The 16,424-nt window shown below is 45.1% G+C and carries 14 protein-coding genes; 11 read left to right on the forward strand and 3 right to left on the reverse strand.

Annotated elements, in window-relative coordinates; translation table 11 throughout:
• The first annotated feature begins 216 nt into the window (after positions 1–216).
• The 6 genes from B7990_RS08290 to B7990_RS08315 all read left to right on the forward strand — a co-directional run bounded on the left by B7990_RS08290 (position 217) and on the right by B7990_RS08315 (position 6,759).
• Positions 217–1,338, forward strand: a complete 1,122-nt coding sequence (locus tag B7990_RS08290; protein WP_088640517.1) for a hypothetical protein — start codon at positions 217–219, stop codon at positions 1,336–1,338.
• A 283-nt stretch (positions 1,339–1,621) separates the two neighbouring features.
• Positions 1,622–2,182, forward strand: a complete 561-nt coding sequence (locus B7990_RS08295; RefSeq protein ID WP_088640647.1) for a DUF3793 family protein — start codon at positions 1,622–1,624, stop codon at positions 2,180–2,182.
• A 38-nt stretch (positions 2,183–2,220) separates the two neighbouring features.
• The gene (locus B7990_RS08300; RefSeq protein ID WP_015732085.1) at positions 2,221–2,649 is read left to right on the forward strand and encodes a flavodoxin; all 429 of its coding nucleotides are present in this window, start codon (positions 2,221–2,223) and stop codon (positions 2,647–2,649) included.
• Between the two features lie 235 nt (positions 2,650–2,884).
• Complete coding sequence (locus tag B7990_RS08305; protein WP_088640518.1) at positions 2,885–3,109, forward strand: DUF1490 domain-containing protein; 225 nt, start codon at positions 2,885–2,887, stop codon at positions 3,107–3,109.
• 167 nt (positions 3,110–3,276) lie between these two features.
• Positions 3,277–5,376, forward strand: a complete 2,100-nt coding sequence (locus B7990_RS08310) for a heavy metal translocating P-type ATPase (RefSeq protein WP_088640519.1) — start codon at positions 3,277–3,279, stop codon at positions 5,374–5,376.
• 303 nt (positions 5,377–5,679) lie between these two features.
• Positions 5,680–6,759: a hypothetical protein gene (locus B7990_RS08315; RefSeq protein ID WP_088640520.1), complete on the forward strand. Its 1,080-nt coding sequence runs from the start codon at positions 5,680–5,682 to the stop codon at positions 6,757–6,759.
• A 14-nt stretch (positions 6,760–6,773) separates the two neighbouring features.
• On the opposite strand, the gene B7990_RS08320 is transcribed toward B7990_RS08315, so the two are convergent.
• Both B7990_RS08320 and B7990_RS08325 read right to left on the reverse strand, forming a co-directional pair.
• The gene (locus B7990_RS08320; RefSeq protein ID WP_088640521.1) at positions 6,774–7,847 is read right to left on the reverse strand and encodes a Fic family protein; all 1,074 of its coding nucleotides are present in this window, start codon (positions 7,845–7,847) and stop codon (positions 6,774–6,776) included.
• 178 nt (positions 7,848–8,025) lie between these two features.
• Positions 8,026–10,383, reverse strand: a complete 2,358-nt coding sequence (locus tag B7990_RS08325) for an RND family transporter (RefSeq protein ID WP_088640522.1) — start codon at positions 10,381–10,383, stop codon at positions 8,026–8,028.
• Between the two features lie 312 nt (positions 10,384–10,695).
• On the opposite strand from B7990_RS08325, the gene B7990_RS08330 reads away from it, so the two are divergent.
• The 4 genes from B7990_RS08330 (at position 10,696) to B7990_RS08345 (ending at position 14,296) form a co-directional block, all read left to right on the forward strand.
• Positions 10,696–11,301: an MptD family putative ECF transporter S component gene (locus B7990_RS08330; protein WP_088640523.1), complete on the forward strand. Its 606-nt coding sequence runs from the start codon at positions 10,696–10,698 to the stop codon at positions 11,299–11,301.
• 19 nt (positions 11,302–11,320) lie between these two features.
• Positions 11,321–12,052 (forward strand): energy-coupling factor transporter transmembrane component T, encoded by a 732-nt coding sequence (locus B7990_RS08335; protein WP_088640648.1) that lies wholly within the window; start codon positions 11,321–11,323, stop codon positions 12,050–12,052.
• Positions 12,053–12,125: 73 nt separating this feature from the next.
• A complete protein-coding gene (locus B7990_RS08340) occupies positions 12,126–13,628 on the forward strand; it encodes an ABC transporter ATP-binding protein (protein ID WP_088640524.1) in 1,503 nt (500 codons plus the stop codon).
• Between the two features lie 50 nt (positions 13,629–13,678).
• Entirely contained in the window at positions 13,679–14,296 is a 618-nt protein-coding gene (locus B7990_RS08345) for a DUF1349 domain-containing protein (protein ID WP_088640525.1), read from the forward strand.
• Between the two features lie 13 nt (positions 14,297–14,309).
• Here the strand turns inward: B7990_RS08345 and B7990_RS08350 are convergent, their stop codons facing one another.
• Complete coding sequence (locus B7990_RS08350) at positions 14,310–15,206, reverse strand: AraC family transcriptional regulator (RefSeq protein WP_088640526.1); 897 nt, start codon at positions 15,204–15,206, stop codon at positions 14,310–14,312.
• Positions 15,207–15,360: 154 nt separating this feature from the next.
• Between B7990_RS08350 and B7990_RS08355 the strand changes: the two genes are divergently transcribed.
• Positions 15,361–16,419, forward strand: a complete 1,059-nt coding sequence (locus B7990_RS08355; RefSeq protein ID WP_088640527.1) for an efflux RND transporter periplasmic adaptor subunit — start codon at positions 15,361–15,363, stop codon at positions 16,417–16,419.
• The last annotated feature ends 5 nt before the right edge of the window (positions 16,420–16,424 follow it).

Genomic DNA, 16,424 nt, shown 5'->3' on the forward strand with positions numbered 1-16,424 from the left:
GCCTTGAATTAGACTAAACTAACAAAGATAGGAGAAACTAACATATGGGCGCTGAAAAAAATGATTCTGAATGGAATGAACTGAAAAATAATTGGCACGCTCTTTGCTTTAAGAAGAGTAAAAAGGGCGAAAAGCCAAGGATTTTGTAACACAAAATGTAAAATACTTGACGGAGTGTTACAAAAGCGAATAAAATATCCGTCATGGGAGTGATTTATGAAGACTCGTTTAACATCCAACCTCTTGTTTGGTCTTACTGCTGCATCTATCCTTGCCGTTCCGGCTATGGCTCAGGAAGCTGAAGCCGCATCTAAAGGCCCGGAAGTCAAGTTCTCTGGCGAAGTAGAATTTGATGCATACACAGGTGACGTAGTTAATGAAGACAAAAAGAGCCATAACTACGCTTCTACTTTTGATTTGAACGTTGATGTTAAATTTAATGAAAAGTGGTCTGCATCTGTGCAGCTTGAAGCTGATGGTGAAACGACGGATCCGACCGCTATTTACAATGGCGCATTTGTCCAGTACACGCATAGCGATAAGTTTGCCGTGAAGTTTGGCGACCTCACCTTCTCGGAAGGCGCGTTCCTGAACTTCTACGATTATGACGATCCGGCTGATAACGCCGCCGGTATGGCAGAACACGATATCCGCGGTTTCGAAATCGACTATGACGGCCTTGTGTTTGGCCTTGGCTTTGGCCGCGGTGGCAACGACAATCAGGTTTGCGTTGAAGAAGATGGTGAAGAAAAATGTGTAGGCGTTGCATACGACTTGCACCTCGCTTACGAACTTGGCCTTGGCGAACAGGTGCTGCGTCCGTTTGTAGATTACAAGTCTTATCAGGAAGCTGAACACAACGAATTGCATGCGGGCCTTGATGCAAACTTGAAAGCAGATGTATTCACTTTCCACTTTGTGTATGGCTTGCATATGGATAATCTTGGTGAAGATACTCCGAAAGCAACGCATGCATTCCTGGCTGAACCTGCTGTAGAACTTGGCAAGGTGAATATTAAGGGATCTGTGTTCTATGCTATTATCGATAAGGACGATCCGACTGATCACGGCGAAGAAATTCCTGAATATTTCTTTGCCTATGGTGAACCGAGTGTGAAGATAAACGATGCTATCGCCCTTGGACTTCCGTTGGAATATCATACAAATACGACGGATAAGGACGAAGATGTTTCTGTGTTCAACATAGGCCTTCGCGCATACTTCACTCCTATTGAAGGTCTTGACGTGACTGGCTTTGCCAAGGTGAATATCCCTGTTGGTGATGATGCTGATGACGCTGGTCTCAAGTTTGGTCTCGAAACAGTATTCGCATTCTAAGATTTTGCCATAGGATGAAAATCCCCCGCCTCGATGAATGTCGTGGCGGGACTTTTTGTATAGATAAATTTTATTAGATTAATCTAACATTTAGGATTGTTTTGAGTCTATTTGGAGTTGAGATAGGGAAAGAAAAATTCTAAAATACATCTCAGAGACTATTGCCATAGAAGCTCGGCTAGCATATAGATTTCGTTACCTCATATATGCTAGATAGGTTATCCCGCCGTGGCGAAGGCTAACGGCGGGATTTTTGACTTTATACTAAATGCTTAGGTTGTTCATGGATAGAAACCTTGATTCTTGCTTGGTTCGACAATGCGCCCCGACACTTGCGGGCCATAAGTTGGGCAATCTCTTTTGTGTCGATGTTGCTGATGGTGTTTTGTTTTGCAATATCCTTGCGCGTTGGAATCAGGCCTTGAACCCTAAGGGCGTTGCTGCTCGCGTAATTGCTGAACGCTGTGGGCGCTATTTCATTTATGTCTACCGGAATAGCGCTTTACAAAATTTGGGATGCTCTTGCGAAGTTCGTAATTTTTTGAAAGGTTTTGGCTACAACTGCTTTGACGCGGAATCGCTTTTGAACTTTTTTCAGGTTCGCATGACGCGCTCGGTGTGCTTTCCGCATGAAGTGGGCGTGTTTTTAGGCTACCCACTTGACGACGTGAAAGATTTTATTACGTATGGCGGAAAAAATTACAAGCTGATTGGCTGCTGGAAGGTCTATAACGACGTGCCGAATTCCATGCACATTTTTGAAGTATACAAAAAATGTCAAAAGATTTTACGAGAACGATTTGAATTGGGTGAGACTTTAGAGCAGTTGACTGTTGCAAGTTGATAGTAGAGAAAACTAACCGATAACAAAAGGAACATAAAATGAATAAAATTGCTGTTATTTTCTGGACAGGTACGGGTAACACCGAAGTTATGGCGAATGAAGTGGTTGCTGGCGCAAAGGAAGCTGGCGCCGATGTGACGCTTTTCAATACGTCTGCTTTTTCTGCCGATAAGGCCCAGGAATTTGACAAGTTTGCTTTGGGCTGCCCGGCAATGGGTGCCGAAGAACTTGAAGATAGCGAATTCCAGCCGCTTTATGATCAGCTGAAGGCTCAGATTTCGGGCAAGAAGGTCGTGCTTTTCGGTTCGTACGGCTGGGGTGGCGGCGAATGGATGAATCCGTGGAAAGAAGATGCTGCAAATGCGGGCCTCGTGCTTGCTGATGAGCCGCTCGCGATTGAAGGCGCTCCGGATGATGCTGGCAAGGAAAAGTGCCGTGAACTCGGCAAAGTTCTTGCTCTGTCGTAATTGTTGAGTTTCGATGATCCATGAAATGTTAGACTCTCTAACAAAATTAGAGAGTCTAACATTGTTAGAAAATCACTAACAATGTTAGCGTCAATCTCGTGAAACTCAACTGCGGTGCGGGGTTGCGAGAGTTATGTATTTAATTTATTTGTAATTTGCAATTGGAGGGGAGAGTATCTAATTTTTTAAGGCGGGCAAGTTGCTCCGCTGATTTTTCTTTAATAAGGAGAAACATATGTCTATATTCAAAAACGAAAAATTCTGGCTTGTCATTGCTGGTGCTGTGGGTTCCGCAGTTGCAAAGAAAGTGCTCAAGGCCAAGAAAACTCGCGAACTTGCTGTTCAGGGACTTGCTCATGGCATGAAGTTCACGGCTGACGCCAAGGCTGCTTTCCAGGACATGAAGGACGAAGCTAGCGACATTTGCAACGACGCTAAGGCAGAAGCAGGGATTAAGTAGGCTTTGAGCGATGGGGTCGGAGCTAAAGCTCCTCTCAGTACGCTTCGCTTTGAGGTCGCTACGCTTGGGCTATTCCATTATATTAAGCCCATGGCCCAAAGTGTGCCGAAGACGAACGAGTCCATACCCCATAGCCTACAGTTTATTTTTGCAGGTTTTTAATCGCTATGAAATTCAAAATCGTTTACGATAAGCCGGGTCGCCTTCGCTTGCGTGCTGGGGCGTACGCTTTTGAACGTGATTATGAAGCGCGCATTCACAAGGCTTGCTTGAATGAGCCTTGCGTTAAAAGTGTTGTGGTGCGTAGCGTCAATGGCGGCCTTCTTTTTGAATATTCCGCCAAGGCGGGCGATTTCGAGACGAGCCGTAAGCAGATTCTTGATTTTGTAAGTGCGCTCAACCCCAAAGAATTGCCTGAATGCGACGGTGAAACGGAATACCAGTTGCAAGCATTGGACGATGGCTTTAAAAACAACCTAGCGATGATGATTGCAAGGCGCTATTTGTCGCGTTGGTTTTTGCCGCTTCCGATTCGCACGGCGATTACGGTTGCTCGTGGGTTGCGTTATGTGGCTCGCGGAATTTCGACGCTCATGAGCGGAAGCCTCACCGTCGATGTTTTGGACGGTGCTGCAATTGGCGCTTCGCTGTTGCAACGCAATTACGAATCTGCCGGGACGGTCATGTTTCTTTTGGGCGTTTCGGGCTTGCTCGAAGATTACACCAAGGCGCGTACGCGTACGGCTTTGACGGGAAGCCTCGCTGTAAAAGTCGATAAAGTCTGGGTCGTGAAAGACGGTGTGGATGCATTGGTGGATATGAAGGATGTCCAAGTCAATGACCTTGTTCGCATTCGTTCCGGTAGCATGATTCCTGTGGATGGCCGCGTCATGGAAGGCGAAGCCTTTGTGAACGAATCGACGATGACGGGTGAATCCAAGGCGGTGATGAAGACTGCTGGCAGAATCGTTTTTGCCGGGACTGTTCTTGAAGAAGGTGCCATTCTCGTGAAGGTGCATGCGGTCAACAGCAATACGAAAATCCAGAAAATCGTGGAACTGATCGACCGTAGCGAAGACTTGAAGGCAAGCGTGCAGAGCCGTGCGGAACATTTGGCGGATAGCATTGTGCCGTTCAGCTTCCTTGGCTTTGGGCTTACGCTCTTGTTGACGCAGAATATCTCGCGCGCGGTTTCCATCTTGATGGTGGATTACTCTTGCGCGATAAAGCTTTCGACTCCGATTTCCGTGATTTCTGCACTGCGTGAAGCGGCGGATATGGATATGACGGTGAAGGGCGGCAAGTACTTGGAAGAGCTTGCGCTTGCTGATACGATTGTGTTCGACAAGACGGGAACGCTCACGAAGGCAGAACCGCGACTCGAAAAGATTATTCCGTTCGGCGAGTATTCCGAAAAGCGGATCTTGAAAATCGCGGCATGCATCGAAGAACATTTCCCGCATAGCATGGCTCGTGCGATTGTGAAGGCCGCGCTGGAACGCAATATCAACCACGTCGAAGAACATGCCGATGTGCAGTACATCGTGGCGCACGGTATCGCGACTTCGCTCAAGGGCAAGCGTGTGGTCATTGGAAGCAAGCACTTTGTCATTGAAGATGAAAAGGTCAATGTTTCTGAAGCGAACCAGGCGATTATTGACGAACAGGCGGGTGCTGCGTCCGTGATTTACCTCGGCATTGGCGGAGAGTTGGCGGGTGCCATTTGCATTGGCGACCCTCCGCGTGAAGAAGCTGCGGATGCCATTCGCGGACTGCGTGAAAGTGGAATCAAGAATGTGGTGATGCTGACGGGCGATAGCTTGAATGCTGCAGAACGCGTTGCGGAACATTTGGGAATCGATACATTCTACGCGCAGGTCTTGCCAGAAGACAAGCACCATTATATGGAACGCATGAAGGCTGAAGGCAAGCGCGTGATTATGGTGGGTGACGGCATCAACGATGCTCCTGCTCTTGCTACAGCGAATGTCTCTGTCGCCATGAGCGATGCTTCGGACATTGCCCGCGAAACGGCTGACGTGACGCTCCGCCGCGAGAATCTCGAAGACCTCGTGGAACTGCGCCTCTTGAGTCAGAAACTTATGGAACGCATCATGAAGAACTACCGCTTTATCATCACATTCAATACAAGTTTGCTTGTAGGCGGATTCTTCGGCCTGCTTTCTCCGACAACGTCTGCTTTTTTGCACAACGTATCGACCATGGGCATTTGCGCAAAAAGCATGACGAAACTGAAGGTGGAGTAAACGTCATCCTGACGCCGAAGGCGGAAGACAACCTCAAAAGGCGAGTGTTGCAGCCTTGCTTGCATGGATATAACCGAGCCTAAGAGGTTGGGGCTTGCCCCATCCAGTTATTTCTTGTTTTAAGTATTCCCTTTGCTTTAGGGAATACTTTTTTGATTTTACTCGGTTATAATTATTGAGGAATGTTGATTCTTGCGTTGTTTGTCGCTTTGTATGTACAAAGATGATGTAAAGAATCTATATTACTATTTTTTTTTAGTCAAGAAAATGCTTGTTCAGTACGTTGCGTGAAAGGTTAAATAGATGCTTAGTGCAAATGAAAAAGACAAAGAAGGTTGGATTGCGGATGATAATGCTGCTTTTTTATCATTAAAAACGGCTTTGCATGCCTATTTTGAAACCTATAGAGTTTCGTTTGAAGAATCTCAAAATCCAATTAAAATTTCCAAATTGGCCAAACCAGGAAAGTTTGATAGTAATCTATACAAGTCACTCTATTTTACAACAATAACTCAATTTCAAAATTTTTTCGAATTGATTTTGAAAGATGCTCTTAGAAAAATAGATGAATTATTTGCTGTGAAATGGAATGAAAAGTTTACAGCATCTTTGTACAGGAAAATAAAAAGTAAAGAACTTTGTTCTGATGTCTTTTGTCAATCAATTGAGTTTTCTGAGGCGTTGAAAAGATTAAAAATTATTCAAAAAGAAAATCCGAAGGATGATGTTATCAAAAAAATAGAGTTTCTTTTGGTTAAAGAAAATGATGAAACTCTGGATTTTTTGAATGATTTAAGAAATCGTATATGGCATAGGGGGTTGTATTATCTTTTTTATCCAAAATTAGATTGTTTTATTTGCGGGAAAATTCTTCCCCTTGTTAAACAGGTAACGGACTTAGATTGGTATTCGGAAAATAAAGAGTGGATTTATAAGAATCTTGCATGTGATATTGATCCGATTAATTCTTTAATTAGTGAAATTAGTAAACGTCCTATAAATTACGAAAAAATAGCTCTGTTGAAGGAAATGGGGCGTGCTGCTTATCATAATCCAATAATTCAATTAGATGATAATTGTTCTCCTTTAGAAAGGGGGCTCAAAGTAAATTGTAATCGTGAAAAAATGAAGTATGTGAATGTGAAAGTAGCGGCTGTTCGTAATGAGCTTTTATCAGGAGTTTATATTTGTCCTGTTTGTGGACAGGAAACTTTATTGAAATATGAATTAGATGATACATCTTACGATGGACGTGCGTACTATCCTCATTTTATTCCTGAAAAACTTAAATGTGAAACATGTTCTTTTGAAATTAGATCAAATATAGAGGACTTAAGCCTTTGTAATATTAACTGCAAAAATTTTTGGAGTGACCATACATAGTTAAGAGTATTTGGTCAAATCGATGGTACGATGAATACGTGCCAAGAGCCTTCTTCTTTCCCTTTTTCGATGTAATGTTTGTTGAGGAGGTGCTGAACGAGTTTATTGACTGCTGAAATTTGAATACCCAATTTACGCTGTATATCTGCTAGTGACAATACGGGCTCGCTTTGCATCAATTCCAAAATTTTGCTGTAGTTCGGCGAACGGAACTCAATGCATTCTCCGTCATACCACCAGATGCTTTCTCCGTGTTTGATGAGAAAACGGACATCTGCGTCGATTTCTTGTGCAACCATGTTGCGGAAATATTTGAGGAACGGAGCGATGGCTTTGATGGATGCGTTTGCGCCAGAACTAGGTGCTGCCCCCACCGCTAAATCAGCGGCGTGCAGTGCTTCTAGGTATTCTTCTTTTTTTCGGCTACGGACCACGACCATGGGGATGTCGTGTTTTGCCAAAATGTAATTGACGAGTAGTCGAGCAATTCGACCGTTGCCATCTTCGAACGGATGAATTCTGATGTAGCGATAGTGAAATAGCGCCGCTAATTCTACAGGCGACAACTTGCCTTCTTTTTCGGCGTTATTGTACCAATCGACTAGATCTGTCATCATCGCGGGTGTTTCTTCTGGGGAGGCGTAGTCGAACCGGTCTCCATATCGTGTGATGACGCTGTTTGGGCGAGTTTTGTATTGCCCTGCATGAACGACATACCCGACTTGCATTCCTCCAGGAAGTTCGCGATGGACGGCATAGTCTTCGCGCAACAGAGTGTGATGTAAGCCTCTTATGAAATTTTGCGTGAGAGGGGTTTCCTTGACGCGAGACTCCGCTACCATCATCTTGAGCGAAACTTCGCTAGCGACCATCTCCTGCACGCTTCGCACATTCGCTTCGCCGATGACCTTCCCAAAAAGCAGAAGAATTTCCGTCTGTCCGTAAGTGAGCGTGTTGCCTTCAATGTGGTTGCTGTTGTAGTTGAAATCAACCGAAAAACGGCGGGCAAGACGGGTCTTGTCCTCTTCCGAAATCGGCTGGAGTGCTTTCCATGCGTTAAGGGCTTTTTCTAGGGTCAGGTATCGCATAATTTTAAATATAATTAAAATATTTGCGAAAAGGTAGCTGAATGACTACCTTTTTAGCAAAATTTATGAAATGTAAAGCTGAAAAAAGTGGTATTTTACCACTTTTGCAAAAAAAATGTTCTTAGCACGAGATGGCGATCCCCGAACTAGTCGGGGATGACATCGTTAGCTGACTTGCTTATTTGCGTTTCTCTCTCCCATACGGCTTGGTGACGTACACGAGGGCGGTGGTGAGCGTGTAGTCGGCGACGAGGGCGGCGGCAAGGCCGATGATGGAAAGTAATCCGACGTTGTGCAGTGCGCCCATGGGGCTGAAGATGAACACGAAGAACATCGCGCAGAGAATGAATGTCGTCATGCCCATCGTCTTTCCGATTTCGCGGTAAGAAAGCAACAGCGCTTTTTTGTAGCTGCCCGTGCGTTCGTAACCGTATTTGATGTGGTTATTCATGTGGATGGTATCGTCAACGGCGATGCCCAAAATCATCGGCATTACAATCATTGTTATCATGTCAAGCGGCATCCCCGAATAGCCCATGACGCCACCGATCAAAAGCACGGGGGCCACGTTTGGAATCATGCCGATGAGGCCCGCCTTGATGCTCCCGAATGCGAGAATCATCATGATAGCGATGATGACAAATGAACCTCCGAACGAACGTAACAGTCCATTGACGAGCTTGCCGTTCATTTCGGCATAGTTTACGACTTCACCGACGATTGAAGTTTTGGCGTCCGGGAAGATTTGGGCGGCGTACGATTTGGCGGAATCGAGATCCTCGACGATTTTCTTGGCGTCGTACCCGGAGAGTTCTATGTGGATAAATGTTGTTTTATAGTCTTCGTCCATGCGTTCAAAGAGCGCGTCGGCATCTGAAATTTCGTAGAGGAACAGCAGCTGCGTGAGCATGTCCTGCGCATCGGGAATTTTGTAGTATTCCGTGCTGTCAGCGTTAAGTGTGCGGTTCATTTCTTTTACGAGTCGCGTGACGGATTGAACGCGGGGCTTGTCGCCTGAAATTTTTGTGAGCTGGAGCGTACCGAGCTTTTGTTCTAGCGTTTCGATGCGCTTCATGTTGACGGGATTTTTCAGCGCGTCGCTTTCGTTGAATTCAACCATCACGTTGAAATCGTAAAGGCTTCCGAGCTTGCCGCTGAGCATGTCCATAAGCCTTGTGACGAACGGAATTTTTTCGCCCATCGTTTTTGTGTAGTCCATGTTTACATCGATGTTCATCACGCCTGGAATTTGCGCTAGCATTATGGCGGCAGAAATGGTGGCGATGATGCCGCTATGCCTGCAAACTTTGCGTCCGAAAAATTCAAAGAGAATGTCTGCCTTGGTTGCGCCAGCGGCTTTTACTTCTGTCGGGTCGGGCTTTGCGTTTTTGCCGAAGCTCATAAGAATCGGAATTAAGATGATGACGTACAGGTAAACCATGAAGACGATGCCTGCCGAAATGCCGCCAATCCAGCGAATCGGGCGGATGCCTGCGAACAGGAACGAAATCAGCGAGGCAACGGTGGTGATGACAGTAAAGAGGATCGGCCAGCCAGTTTCTTCGACGGCGTTTATCACAGATTCGCGGCGGTTGCCCGTGCGCCTAAAGTGCATGCGGAACGAATTGATGTAATGGATGGAATAGCCGACCGAAAGTGCCATGCCTAAAAGTATAGGAAGCGCGACCATGCTTTCGTCGCCGACGATACCGAGCCAAGCGTTTACGCCGAGTACGGATGCGATGCCTCCGACGGTTGCAATGGCAGGGACGATGACTCCGCGCAAAGAGCGTACGAATAAAATAAGGCATGCAAGCATGACGGCGAAGCCGAAGATAATGCGCATAGCGCATTCACGCGAGATGACTTCGTTTTCTTCCATTTCGGTGTAGCTCATGCCGGTCGGCAAGAACTGGAATTTATCGCTTTGGAATTCTTCGGAGAGGATGACGTTGCGAGCGAATGGAGCAATGCTGTCTTTACCGAAATCAACGCCGCCTTCGTACGATTTTAACGAGAGAATAACCCATGTTTCTTTGGCGTCGTCAGAGACGATGTTGTTTACCAGCGATTCACGGCTCATGATGAGCGATTTCTTGGCGGCGAGTTGTGCTGAATCTGTCGGGATGCCGCTTTCGAACGGGTCAATGACTTCAAAGCCCTCATCGTTCGCGATAGGGATGGATAAGTTGTGCGTGAGCGAAACGACGCGGTCGGCGTAAGGGACTTCGTTTTCGAGGCGCTTGGAAAGTCGGTCAATGGCGCTTAAAACTTCGGGTGCAAAAACATCGTTAGCACGGACCATCACCATATAGCCGTCATCGCTGCCGAAAACGTCATTGAAGTGCGCTTGGTCGATTTTGACTTTGTCCCAGTCGTCGAACCATTCTTCTTCGCTGGCTGTCATTTGCAGTTGTGGAAGTCCGAGGCATGCGGCGAGAGTCACGAGAATTGTTACAAGTAAAATCAGCCAACGGAATTTGATTTGAAAACGCCCCAGACGGGCGAAAACTTTATTAACGCGAGAAACTTGCATGTTTCCTCCCCAAAATTTTGCGCGAAAATAATATAACGAGTTGAGTTTTTCTACTCCATTCGGACGCGGAAAAAACTGCAATGCTTATATATCTGTGCTAAAAGTTAAGCAAGGCTAAATTACGTCTAAATGGAGTAGATTTTTATAAAGAAATTTCTCTATTTTCGCTCAAAAAAGCATCCGCAATCGGAACAGTGTAAGGAGATGCCCTCCCCATACGCGGATCATGATCACATAAGTGCTGAAGCACTAAGTGATCAAAGGGCTCTGAGGCGGGTATGACAATTTCGAAAGCGTAACAGGATCTTGAAAATGAGAACTACTGGTAAAAAATCTTCGAATACGCTGGTGCGTGACCTCGTGAACGTGGGCATTTTTGGTGCACTTTACCTTGTTCTTTCTGGACTTGGAGCGAGTATCGGTTTTATTCCTGCGTTTATTGTGGTTTCCACATGCGTAGTGAGCTTGGTGACGAGCGTCCCGCTATTCCTTTTCTTTTCGAAAGTCGAAAGACCTTTACTTTGCTGTGTGCTACTTTGTACGCTTTTCGGAATTGTCATGATAATCTCTGGTCACGGAATTTCTTTTGGTTTGCTTTGCGTGGTGTATGGCGTTTTGGCGGGCCTTTGCTTAAAGCTGTTCCATAAAAATTTTGTCGGTTGCCTGCTTGCTAATGTGATGATAAGTTTTGTACCTTCTTCGATGATGATTCCGCTTTGGTCTTCGACCGAAGAATATTTGGCATATTGCAGTTCTATTTGTGATAAGGCTTATATTGCTCATTTGGCGGAGCTTTCTAGCAGCTATTGGCCTTTGATTGGTCTTTTTGGATTTGGTGCCGCAGGTGGTGTGGTGGGTGGCTTTATTGCTCGTCGCATGATGAAAAAGCATTTTGAACGCATCGGACTTGCAAAATAGCGTCATTGCGAGGAACGAAGTGACGAAGCAATCTAGGAATCTTGCGTTTGCATTAGACCCGCGCACAAAACTGTTTTTAGCTGTGGTGGCAAATGGGATGATTTTTTCCGCTCCGCTAGTTTATAGTTTATTAATGGTTGTTGTTGCATCTATTTTACTTTTGCTTGAGGGAAAGTGGAAATTTGTTTGCACTTTCTTTTTTGTTTATTTGACTGCTGGCTTTTTCTTTGATTTTGTGAAAAATTTGGATATTGGTACCTCGGGTACGATAATTCTTGCGTCGTTGTTTTTGATGTACCGTATTATGCCGGCCTGCGCTGTGCTTTATTATGTGATAACAACTACCAAGGTCAATGAATTTTTGGCATGCATGTCGCGAATGCATGTTTCGAACAAGGTGACGATACCCTTGATTGTGATGATTCGATTTTTCCCGACGGTGTATGATGAATCCCGTGCGATTGGCAATGCCATGAGAATGCGCGGAATTCGCTTGTTCAGTTTGCGGACGCTGAAAAATCCGGTGGCGTTTCTTGAATATCGACTAGTTCCACTTTTGGTTTCTATTACGAAAATTGGTGATGAACTTTCGATTGCCGCAGTAACGCGTGGACTCTCGACAGAAACAAAACGCACCTGCGTTGCAAAAATTGGGTTCCGCTGGGCGGATGCTGTTGTAATTGCATATTGCATTGCTGTTGTTTTGTTTTATGTCATTCCCGGTTTAACCGGGAATCTCCCTTCCGTATAGCATTGAAAAGAAGATGCCCGCTTACTTCGACATTGCTCAGCACAGGCTCTAGCGGGCATGACAAGGTGGAAAAATGAACATCTCCCTAAAAAATATTTCCTTTTCTTACTCTGATTCCCTTGACGATGCGATTCTCAAAAACTTGAATCTGGAAATTCGTTCGGGCGAGTGTGTTGTGCTGGCGGGGGAGTCGGGCTGCGGGAAGACGACGATTTCAAAACTCATTAACGGTTTGATTCCGCATTACCATTCGGGAACGATGGATGGCGATGTATTGCTCGGTGGCAAGAATACCTCCGATATGACGCTTGCTGAAATTTCAAGAGTCGTGGGTTCTGTTTTCCAAAATCCGCGTTCGCAGTTTTTCAACATTGATACGGATTGCGAACTTGCTTTTGGCTGCGAAAATTTGGGAATCGATCCCGAAGAAATCAAGCAGCGTGTGGAGAATGTTGTTCAGGAATTTCATTTAGAGCATTTGCTTGGCCGTAGCATTTTTAACCTTTCGGGCGGTGAAAAACAGAAAATCGCGTGTGCGTCTGTTTCGGCAACGGGCCCTGAAATTTTTGTGCTGGATGAACCTTCTGCAAATCTGGATCTCAAGACGATTGTGGATTTGAAGGAAATTGTTTCGCGATGGAAAAAGGCGGGGAAGACGGTCGTTATTGTGGAACATCGCCTTTATTATTTGCGTGATGTCGCCGATAGAATTTGCTATGTGAAGGACGGACAAATTGCGTACGAATGGACTCCGGCAGAACTTGAAGCAAAAGGCGCTGCATACGCATCGAGCCTTGGACTCCGATGCATGAATCTAGGGATGTTGAGTGAAAATGGAGATGCCCGTTTTCACGGGCATGACAAGCTTGTGATGGATGTTCAAAATTGTCATTCCCGGCTCGACCGGGAATCTCCTTCTTCGACCGAATCTATAACATTCGCCAATCTCACTTTCTCTTACCATCGCAAGCATCCAATTCTCGATATTGACCGTCTTGAACTCCCGTGTGGGCAAATTACGGCGCTGATTGGTCATAACGGTGCTGGCAAATCGACGCTTGCGCAAGTATTGTGCGGATTGCAGGGCTCCTGGCGTCAAAAACGTGCGGCTCGCAAGCGTGGCACATACTTGATTATGCAAGATGTGAACCACCAGCTTTTTACCGAAAGTGTTCTGGACGAGGTTTTGCTGGGCATGAAACCGCAAAATGAAAAACTTGCTCTTGAAATTCTTGATGGACTCAATCTTCAGCAATATGCGGACAATCATCCGATGGCACTTTCGGGCGGGCAAAAACAGCGTGTCGCTGTAGCGAGCGGAATTTCGAGCGGGTGCGATGTCGTTGTGTTTGATGAACCCACAAGCGGTCTTGACTATCGGCAAATGCTTGCTGTTTCTGCAACGCTTAAAAATCTTGCCACCAGCGGAAAAACGCTACTCGTGATTACGCATGACCCTGAATTTATTTTAAACAGTTGCCAATCCGTGATTCGTTTGGAACACGGAAAAATCGTGGAACAGTATCCGCTGTTAGGGAACGAAAAGCAGTTTATCAAGACGATGACGGAGTTGTAATCGTATCAGATGCCGAAAATTATGTATAATTCCTAAAAAAGGAATTGTGCATGAAACAAGTTTTTGACATTGCCGAATTGAAATGGACTCGCGAGCCTGCAACTTACAAAGTTGGCAAGGATGAAATTTGCGTCATGACCGAGCCTCACACGGATCTTTGGCAAAGGACATATTACCATTTTCGCAATGACAATGCGTCGGTTCTTCAGATTGAAACGGATGAAAAATTTTTCTCATTTGTCGTGAAGACGGATTTTTCCGAAAGCCATCATCGCTTTGATCAATGCGGAATCGCTATGTATCTTGATTCTGAAAATTGGTTGAAAGCATCTGTTGAATACGAAAATGAAAAATTCCAGCATCTTGGTTCGGTTGTTACCAATCACGGCTATTCCGATTGGGCTACGACCGCCATTAGTGCTGAAGTTAAAACAATGTGGTTCCGCTTTAGCCGTCGAGAAAGTGACTATTGCATAGAATGTTCGCAAGATGGAAAAAACTTCACGCAAATGCGCATTTGCCATATGTGGGAAGGTGCTGGTAAAATCCGCTTTGGTATTTACGCTTGCAGCCCTGAGGATTCCTCGTTCATGGCAAAATTTTCAGACTTTGCATTGACAGAATGTCTGTGGAAGGCTCACGACGGGCAACAACCGGATTGTCCTTAATTTTAGAAACAGCTTATTCTTTTTTCTCGCGGAAGGCTTTGGGCGTCATTCCTGTCATACGTTTGAAAAATTTCCCGAAGAAGCCAACGTCACTAAAGTTCAGTTCGTTGGAAATTTCTTGAATGTCCTTTTGCGATGATTGCAAAAGAACTTTCGCGTCTAGGGCTATATATTCGTCAATCCATTGCTTTGCGCCTTTGCCGCTCATTTCTTCAACGACTGTAGAAAGATATTTTGGGGTGACGAAAAGTTCGTCGGCGTAATGTTTGACGCTGTGATGCTCGCGGTGTTCTTCTTCGACTTTTTGCAAGAAAGCGTTGAATAAAGCTTTCTTGCGGTTGGATCCTTGCGGTTCGTAGTTCTTTTGCTTTACAAAGTCCATGCATTCAAAGACGATGGAAATGACTAGGCTTTTGATAATTTGGTAGTGGTATGGATTATTTTTTGTAACTTTGATTTTTTCTTGCAGATGCCTGAAAGATTTTTTTATTTGATCGAAATCTTCTCCGTCCCTTTGCTGGATGGGCGCTTGCTTTGCGGCCTGAAAAAGTTGCAAACTGTCTTTGACTTGTGACATTAAATCGTTCATCGTGTCTATAGAACATGCGATACATAACGGTTTTATATCATCGCTTGTTTGAATGACATGAATGATTTGCCCGGGGAATGTAACAAAAATACAGCCTTTTTCAAGCTCGTATGTTGTTGTATTCACTTCGATTGTGCTGTGGCCTTTTTCAATCAAAAATAATGCGATACCTTGTAGGTGAAAATAGCCGGATGTATCAAACCCTTCAATGTTTTCAAAAAAGACAATTTTCCCTGGAACAGTGTTGGACTGCTTTAAAAAATCTAATAGGGAAAGGTCTGCTTTTTTTATGTTGTTTACATTTGTGGGTTTTCTTTTCATAAAAACTAAAAACGATGATTTGAAATTTCTCCTTGTAAAAATTACCTCAAATTTGACCAAACAGGCGCGTTAAAGTAAAATAAATGGTAAAAATTTCTGTTTTTGGCGAAATTTTAACCTAAAAATTGGCGAGCCTAAATCATATTTTTAAAGTATGAATACAAAATTGTACATACTTCCCTTTTTGATTTTGTCTCTTGTTGCTTGCGAAAGTGACTTCAATTTTCGCAACGATAAGAAAATCGCTCAGAAAAAAACGCCGATAGTTAAAGTCGAGACTATTGTCGCTAAAAATTCGAATGTCGGCAGCTCGTTGCGTTACGCGGGTTCTATAGCCGAAGTCGCGACAACGATGGTGAGCTTTTCTTCGCCGGGGACGGTGAAGTCTGTGCGTGTGACCGAAGGCAAAAAGGTGAACAAGGGTGCGCTTGTGGCGACCTTGGATGATACATCTGCAAAGAGTGCCTTGGAGATTGCCTCTGCTTTGAAAAATCAGGCGGAAGATGCGCGCGCCCGTATGGAAAAGTTGCACGAGAACAAGACCATCTCTGAAATCCAGTGGATGGATGTCGAAAGTAAGTATAGGCAGGCGATTGCGGCTGAAAAGCTTGCGCAAAAGGCGCTGGATGATTGCAAACTTTACGCCCCTGCAACGGGAATTGTGGCGGGCAAATCGCTTGAAGTCGGGCAGAATGTGGTGCCGAGCGCTCCTGCGTTTCGCATCGTGAATATCGCGACGGTTAAGGCGGTCGTTGCCGTTCCTGAAAAAGATGTGGCTTCGCTTAATGTGGGCGATAAGGTTGAAGTTCGCGTCGGTGCGCTTGGCGATAAAGCTTTTGAAGGGAAGATTACAAATAAGGGGATTTCTGCAAACCCGCTTTCGCGTTCTTACCAAATCGAAGCTGAGCTGAAAAATAAGAGCGGCGAACTTTTGCCGGGAATGCTTTTGGAAATGACCATTGATAGCAAAAATTCTGTGACGGGTGTTGAACTCCCTGCATCCGCTGTACTTTTGGATGAATACAATCGCTCTTTTGTTTGGGTTGTCCGTGGTGGAAAAACGACAAGAAAAAATGTTGAAACCTCTCTAGGAAATGGTTCGCAGCTTTTGGTGCAAGGAATTGACGATGGTGATTCCGTTGTGGTAAAGGGTATGTCTAAGGTGGGCGAGGGTGACCGCGTCCAGACGGCTAATCAGACTGTTGTTCAATAGGGGGA

Source organism: Fibrobacter sp. UWB4, assembly GCF_002210345.1.
Classification (GTDB): Bacteria; Fibrobacterota; Fibrobacteria; order Fibrobacterales; family Fibrobacteraceae; genus Fibrobacter.

What these genes read in the sequence shown, in the direction of transcription:
- B7990_RS08290 (WP_088640517.1), top strand. Translation starts at nt 217, where the DNA reads ATGAAGACTCGTTTAACATCCAACCTCTTGTTTGGTCTTACTGCTGCA.
- B7990_RS08295 (WP_088640647.1), top strand. Translation starts at nt 1,622, where the DNA reads ATGGATAGAAACCTTGATTCTTGCTTGGTTCGACAATGCGCCCCGACA.
- B7990_RS08300 (WP_015732085.1), top strand. Translation starts at nt 2,221, where the DNA reads ATGAATAAAATTGCTGTTATTTTCTGGACAGGTACGGGTAACACCGAA.
- B7990_RS08305 (WP_088640518.1), top strand. Translation starts at nt 2,885, where the DNA reads ATGTCTATATTCAAAAACGAAAAATTCTGGCTTGTCATTGCTGGTGCT.
- B7990_RS08310 (WP_088640519.1), top strand. Translation starts at nt 3,277, where the DNA reads ATGAAATTCAAAATCGTTTACGATAAGCCGGGTCGCCTTCGCTTGCGT.
- B7990_RS08315 (WP_088640520.1), top strand. Translation starts at nt 5,680, where the DNA reads ATGCTTAGTGCAAATGAAAAAGACAAAGAAGGTTGGATTGCGGATGAT.
- B7990_RS08320 (WP_088640521.1), bottom strand. Translation starts at nt 7,847, where the DNA reads ATGCGATACCTGACCCTAGAAAAAGCCCTTAACGCATGGAAAGCACTC.
- B7990_RS08325 (WP_088640522.1), bottom strand. Translation starts at nt 10,383, where the DNA reads ATGCAAGTTTCTCGCGTTAATAAAGTTTTCGCCCGTCTGGGGCGTTTT.
- B7990_RS08330 (WP_088640523.1), top strand. Translation starts at nt 10,696, where the DNA reads ATGAGAACTACTGGTAAAAAATCTTCGAATACGCTGGTGCGTGACCTC.
- B7990_RS08340 (WP_088640524.1), top strand. Translation starts at nt 12,126, where the DNA reads ATGAACATCTCCCTAAAAAATATTTCCTTTTCTTACTCTGATTCCCTT.
- B7990_RS08345 (WP_088640525.1), top strand. Translation starts at nt 13,679, where the DNA reads ATGAAACAAGTTTTTGACATTGCCGAATTGAAATGGACTCGCGAGCCT.
- B7990_RS08350 (WP_088640526.1), bottom strand. Translation starts at nt 15,206, where the DNA reads ATGAAAAGAAAACCCACAAATGTAAACAACATAAAAAAAGCAGACCTT.
- B7990_RS08355 (WP_088640527.1), top strand. Translation starts at nt 15,361, where the DNA reads ATGAATACAAAATTGTACATACTTCCCTTTTTGATTTTGTCTCTTGTT.